We start from the raw sequence: 5719 nt of genomic DNA on the forward strand, positions 1-5719 counted from the left end.
TGTTCGGCGACATCGTGAAGGTGACGCCGACCTCGAAGGTGGTCGGCGACATGGCGCTGGTGATGGTAGCCCAGGGGCTGACGCGGGCCGAGGTCGAGGATCCGGAGGTCGACGTGGCCTTCCCCGAGAGCGTCGTCGGCATGATGCGCGGCGATCTCGGCCAGCCGCCGGGCGGGTGGCCGGAGGCGTTGCAGCGCAAGGTGCTCAAGGGCGAGCCCGCCGAGACCGGCCGGCCCGGCGCCCTGATGCCGCCCGCGGATCTGGGCGCCCTGCGTGCGGCGCTGAAGGCGGAGGCGGGGGACACGGAGGTCGATAACGAGGATTTCTGTGGCTACCTGATGTATCCCAAGGTCTTCACGGACTACCTGCACCGGCATCAGGACTACGGCCCGGTGCGGACCCTGCCCACGCCGGTCTTCTTCTACGGCATGGAGCCGCGCCAGGAGATCTCGGTGGAGATCGATCCCGGCAAGATCATCGAGATCCGGCTCCAGGCGGTCGGCGAGACCAATGCCGAGGGCGACGTGCGGGTGTTCTTCGAGCTCAACGGCCAGCCGCGCACCGTGCGCGTCCCCGACCGCCAGGCCCGCGCGATGGCGCCCAGGCGGCCCAAGGCGGAGGCGGGCAATCCCGCGCAGGTGGCGGCGCCCATGCCAGGCGTGATCGCGAGCGTCTCGGTCTCCGAGGGCAAGGCGGTCCAGGCGGGCGACCTGATGCTGACCATCGAGGCGATGAAGATGGAGACCGGGCTCTATGCCGACCGGCCCGGCGTGGTGAAGACGCTGCACGTCGCGCCCGGGGCGCAGGTCGATTCCAAGGATCTGCTGGTGGAGCTGACGCTGGACTGACCGGCGCAACAGGGAGAGAAGGCGTGCTTTTGGGCCTCGTGCTGCTCTATGTGGGGGCGGTGTTGTTCTTGAACGGGATCTGGATGCTCGGACGCATCGGCGACCGGGAGATCGTGGTGATCAACGTGGTCACCGGCGTGGTCGCCACGAGCGTCGCCGTCGCGCTGGCCTTCGGCGCGGGCGCCGACGCCGGATCGATCCGGGAGGCGGCGCTGACGCTCCTGTTCGCCACCACCTATTTCTGGGTCGCCCACAACCGGCTGAGCGACGTGGACGGGCGCGGCCTCGGCTGGTTCAGCCTGTTCGTCGCCGTGACCGTCGTGCCGGTCACCGTGGAGGCGGCCGTCACCGCGCGTGGCCTCACCGGCGCGTGGCTGGCGTTCAACTGGGCGTGCTGGGCGGTGCTCTGGTTCATGTATTTCCTGCTTCTCGCCCGGCAACGCCCGATCCTGCGCGCGACCGCCTGGGTGACGCTGCTGAGCGGCATCGTCAATGGCTGGATCCCGGGCTACCTGCTGCTCGAGGGCTGGCTCGGGGGCTGACCCGGACAATGTCCTCACTAGGACATGATGCAACATACTGGAATGGTTGAAGAAAAGTGTTAACGCGGTGAATCCGGCCTGCGTTTCGGGGGTCTCCTGCGCGATGGCGTCAGGTGCCGCCGGGGCGCGACCGGGGGCCCGAGCGCGGCGCGAGGGTCACGACCGGGGCGGCGTGGCGCTCGGCGAGGGGCGGCGCCAGCGCGTCCTTCAGCGCCGCCATCTGGCGCCGGTGCACCATCGGCGCGAGCGGTTAGGATGGGGTTTGGGTGGGCCGGGTGCCGAGGCCGCACATCGAGCGCGGGGCTGAAGGGTGCCCGCCCGATCCCGCACGGCGGTGTTCCGGCATCCGCCTCGCCCTTCGGTGCGCAGGCTTCTCACGACACCAAGCGGCATCGCCGGGGCGCGATGGCTGCCCCAGTTCAGGATAGGCCTGCGGTCTGTCGGCGGCCGTGGAGTCCGGCGATCACCGGGCGCAGGGCGGGGGCGAGGTCCTCGGCGATGAGGCCGGGGCCGGCGTGGTGGGCGGCGGCGCCATGCATCCAGACCGCGGCGGCGGCGGCCTCGAAGCCCGGCATGCCCTGGGCGAGCATTCCGGCCGCGATGCCGGTCAGGACGTCGCCGGAGCCGGCGGTCGCGAGCCAGGGCGGCGCCTCGGCGTTGATGGCGAGCCGGCCGTCGGGCGCGGCGACCACGGTATCGGCGCCCTTGAGCACGACGGTGGCACCGCTGCGGGTCGCGGCCGCGCGGGCGCGCTCGGGCTTCGGGCGCTCGGCGAGATCGGGGAAGAGCCGGGCGAATTCGCCCCCGTGCGGCGTGAGGACCACCGGGGCGGCGCGGCCGCGGATCGCGGCGAAGAGCGCATCGGGATCGGGCGCGAAGACGGTGAGCGCATCGGCGTCGAGCGCTGCGGCCGCGCCGCTCGCGAGCGCCGCCAGCACCAGGTCCCGCTCCGGGGCCTCCGTGCCCATGCCCGGCCCCAGCGCGACGGCGGTGAAGCGCGGGTCGGCCAGGATCGCGGCGAGGGCCGCGGCATCCTCCATGCGCCGCAGCATCACCACGGTCAGATGCGCGGCATTGACCGCCAGCGCGCCGGGGGGGCTCGCGAGGGTCACGAGGCCGGCGCCGGCGCGCAGGGCCGCGCCCGCCGCGAGCCGGGCGGCGCCGGTGCGGCTCATGGGGCCGGAGACGACGAGGGCATGGCCGCGGCTGAACTTGTGGTCGGCGAGGCCGGGGAAGCGCAGGGCGCCGGACCAGAGCGGGGGCGCGTTCTCGAAGGCGGCGGGGCGGATCTCGCCGAGCACGGATTCGGGGATGCCGATCTGGGCGAGATGCAGCGCGCCGCAGAGCGCGCGGCCGGGCAGGAGCAAATGGCCGGGCTTCTTGCGGAAGAAGGTCACGGTGGCATCCGCCGCGACCGCCACGCCGAGCGGCTGGCCGCTGTCGGCGTGCAACCCGCTCGGCAGGTCGATGGCGACCACCGGCGCCGGCGCGGCGTTCATCGCCTCGACGAGACCGGCGGCGGCGCCGGTCACCGGCCGGTCGAGCCCGGCGCCGAAGAGCCCGTCGAGGATCACCGCCGCCTCGGGCAACGGCAGCTCGGCGGGCTCGGCCGCCCCCGACCAGCGCTCGCGCGCGATCGCCGCGTCGCCGCGCAGCCGGGCGGGATCGCCGTGGAGCAGCACCCGGACGTCGCGCCCGCCCGCGCGCAGGCGGCGCGCCGCGACGAAGCCGTCGCCGCCATTGTTGCCCGGCCCCGCCACCACGAGCACGGGGCCCTCGGGGTGGCGAGCGGCGGTGGCCTCGGCCACCGCGCCTCCGGCGGCCTCCATCAGCGTCATGCCCGGCACGCCCCCGGCGATGGTCAGCGCGTCGGCCCGGGCCATCTCGGCGGCGGTCAGGAGCTCGATCATGTCAATGCGCCTCGAGCGCGGCCTGGATGCGCAGGTATTCGGTAATGTTGTCGAGATCGACGATCCCCGCCAGCAGGCCGCCGCGGGTGATGCAGACCAGCCGGGCGTCCTTCGCCCGGAGGTTCTCCAGCAGAACCGCCAGCGAGGTCGAGACATCGGCGGTCTCGACCGGTGCTGCGACCTCGCTGACGAGCCCGTCGGGGCCGAGGTCGCGCAGGCCGCGCAGGATCGCCGCCTGGGTCAGGACCCCGGCGATGCGGCCGTCCTCGACGATCGGAAAGTCCTTCTGGGTGCCGGCGAGGGTAAGGTCGATGGCGCGCGAGAGCTTGTGCCAGGGCGCGATGGTCTGGAAGTCGGTGATCATCGCCCGCCCGGCCGGCTGGTGGGCGAGGCGCGCCTCGGCCTCCACCGCGCCCGCCTCGGCACCCGCGCCGATCCAGACGAAGACCGCGATCAGCACGAGGAACGGGTTGCCGGTGAGCCCGAGGAAGCCGAGCAGGATTGCCAGCGCCTGGCCGATGCGCGCGGCGAGTCGCGTCGCGCGCACCCGGTCCATGCGGAAGGACAGCACCGCCCTGAGCACCCGTCCGCCGTCCATGGGAAAGGCGGGCAGCATGTTGAAGACCGCGAGCAGCAGGTTGGCCGCGAGCAGGGTCGGCAGGATCGCGCCGCCGGCGAGATCGGTGCCGGTCAGCGCGCCGGCGCGCCCCGCGACCGCGAGGCCGAGCCAGAGCGTGGCGGCGATCAAGAGGTTCACCGCCGGGCCGGCCAGCGCCACGAGGATCTCCTGGCGCGGGTCCTTGGGCATGGAATCGAGGAGCGCGAGCCCGCCGATGGGCAGGATCGTGATGCTGCGCGTGCCGATGCCGAAGCGCCGCGCGGTGAGCGCATGGCCGTATTCGTGCAGCACGACGCAGAGAAAGAGCAGGAGGATCAGGGAGAGGCCGGTGAGCACGCCCGCCAGCGTGCCGGTCTCGTTCCAGGAGACGAAGGCGAACCAGGCCAGCAGCAGCAGGAAGGTCACGTGGACGTAGACGTCGATTCCGGCGAATCGGCCGAGCCTTGCGGACCATTTCATGCGCGAGAACCCCGCTCTTGCCCCGGCGGCTTGACACGGATCATGTCCGGCCGTCCGAACCGCGCTATGGTGCCCCGGAACCGGCGGCCTGCGCAAGAATGCCGCGGGTGGGGGGACGGGGCGGGACCATCGCATGTGGAGCTCATTCATTCTTCTTCGATCGTCCGAGAACAAGACGAGGGCAGCGCCCGGCCCGGGCGGGTGCGGAGCGCCCGCCTGGGGGGCGGGGCGGGCGCTGCCCGGCGGTGCCCGCCGGGCCTGATGGTGATGCCGGGCCCCGTCGAAACTCAGGCGGACGGGGTCGCGTTGGCAGGCGCAACTCTCCGGGGCCAGAAGGCGGCTGCCGCGTCGCGGGTATGCAGGCAGGAGGGGGGCTGAGCGATGACCATCCGCAACCTGCACCATGCGCTGGCGCCGGCCTCGGTGGCGGTCTTCGGGGCCACGGAGCGCGCGGGCTCGGTCGGTGCCGTGGTAATGCGCAACATCCTCGCGGGCGGGTTCGAGGGCAAGGTCTGGCCGGTCAATCCCAAGCATCGCCGCGTCATGGGGCTCGACTGCCTCGCTCGCGCCGCGGACCTGCCGGAGGTGCCCGATCTCGCGGTGGTGGTCACGCCGGCCGGAACCGTGCCGCGGCTCGTCGCCGAGATCGGCGCCACGGGCTGCAAGGCCGCCGTGGTGATCACGGCGGGCGTCGGCGCCGCCGACGGGCTGCGCCAGGCGATGCTCGACGCCGCGCGGCCGCATCTTCTGCGCATCATCGGCCCAAATAGTGTCGGGCTCATCGTGCCGCCGGCCAAGCTCAACGCGAGCTTCGCGCATATGGGGGCGGCGCCGGGCAATCTCGCGCTCCTCTCCCAATCGGGGGCGATCGCCACCTCGCTGATCGACTGGGCGGCGGAGCGCGGCATCGGCTTCAGCCAGATCGTCTCGCTGGGCGACATGGCGGACGTGGACATTGGCGATTATCTCGACCTGCTCGCCGGGGACGCGAAGACGCGGGCGATCCTGATCTATTGCGAGAGCATCCCCCAGGCGCGGAAGTTCCTCTCCGCCGCCCGCGCCGCCGCGCGGCTGAAGCCGGTGATCGCCGTCAAGGCCGGGCGCTCGCAGCAGGGCGCGCGGGCCGCCGCGACCCATACCGGGGCGCTCTCGGGCGGCGACGCGGTGGTGGAGGCGGCGCTGCACCGCGCCGGCGTGCTGCGGGTGCGCGGGCTGGCGGAGCTCTTCGCCGCCGCCGAGACGGTGGCGCGGTTCCGGCCGCTCGACCGCGCCCGGCTCGGCATCGTCACCAACGGCGGCGGCGCCGGGGTGCTCGCGGTCGACCGGCTCGCCGACGGCGCC

General features: G+C 73.2%; 6 protein-coding genes. 3 read left to right on the forward strand and 3 right to left on the reverse strand.

From position 1 onward, the window contains the following. Both V7050_RS17520 and V7050_RS17525 read left to right on the forward strand, forming a co-directional pair. A partial coding sequence (locus V7050_RS17520) for a biotin/lipoyl-containing protein (protein WP_324410928.1) occupies positions 1 to 848 on the forward strand: 848 nt, incomplete at its 5' end. 23 nt (positions 849 to 871) lie between these two features. Beyond that, positions 872 to 1390, forward strand: coding sequence for an AmiS/UreI family transporter (locus tag V7050_RS17525; RefSeq protein WP_324365873.1), 519 nt, complete (start codon positions 872 to 874; stop codon positions 1388 to 1390). Positions 1391 to 1499: 109 nt separating this feature from the next. Here V7050_RS17525 and V7050_RS17530 read toward each other — a convergent pair whose 3' ends face one another. The 3 genes from V7050_RS17530 to V7050_RS17540 all read right to left on the reverse strand — a co-directional run bounded on the left by V7050_RS17530 (position 1500) and on the right by V7050_RS17540 (position 4378). Beyond that, the gene (locus V7050_RS17530; RefSeq protein WP_324365875.1) at positions 1500 to 1628 is read right to left on the reverse strand and encodes a hypothetical protein; all 129 of its coding nucleotides are present in this window, start codon (positions 1626 to 1628) and stop codon (positions 1500 to 1502) included. Between the two features lie 181 nt (positions 1629 to 1809). Then, a complete protein-coding gene (locus V7050_RS17535; RefSeq protein WP_324365877.1) occupies positions 1810 to 3300 on the reverse strand; it encodes an NAD(P)H-hydrate dehydratase in 1491 nt (496 codons plus the stop codon). Between the two features lies 1 nt (position 3301). Next, positions 3302 to 4378, reverse strand: coding sequence for a site-2 protease family protein (locus V7050_RS17540; protein WP_324365879.1), 1077 nt, complete (start codon positions 4376 to 4378; stop codon positions 3302 to 3304). A gap of 381 nt (positions 4379 to 4759) precedes the next feature. Between V7050_RS17540 and V7050_RS17545 the strand changes: the two genes are divergently transcribed. After that, on the forward strand, positions 4760 to 5719 hold a 960-nt coding region (locus V7050_RS17545; RefSeq protein WP_324410930.1), incomplete at its 3' end, for an acetate--CoA ligase family protein.

Origin of the sequence: Amaricoccus sp., from assembly GCF_036846665.1 — a bacterium.
In the GTDB taxonomy this organism is placed as follows: domain Bacteria; phylum Pseudomonadota; class Alphaproteobacteria; order Rhodobacterales; family Rhodobacteraceae; genus Amaricoccus.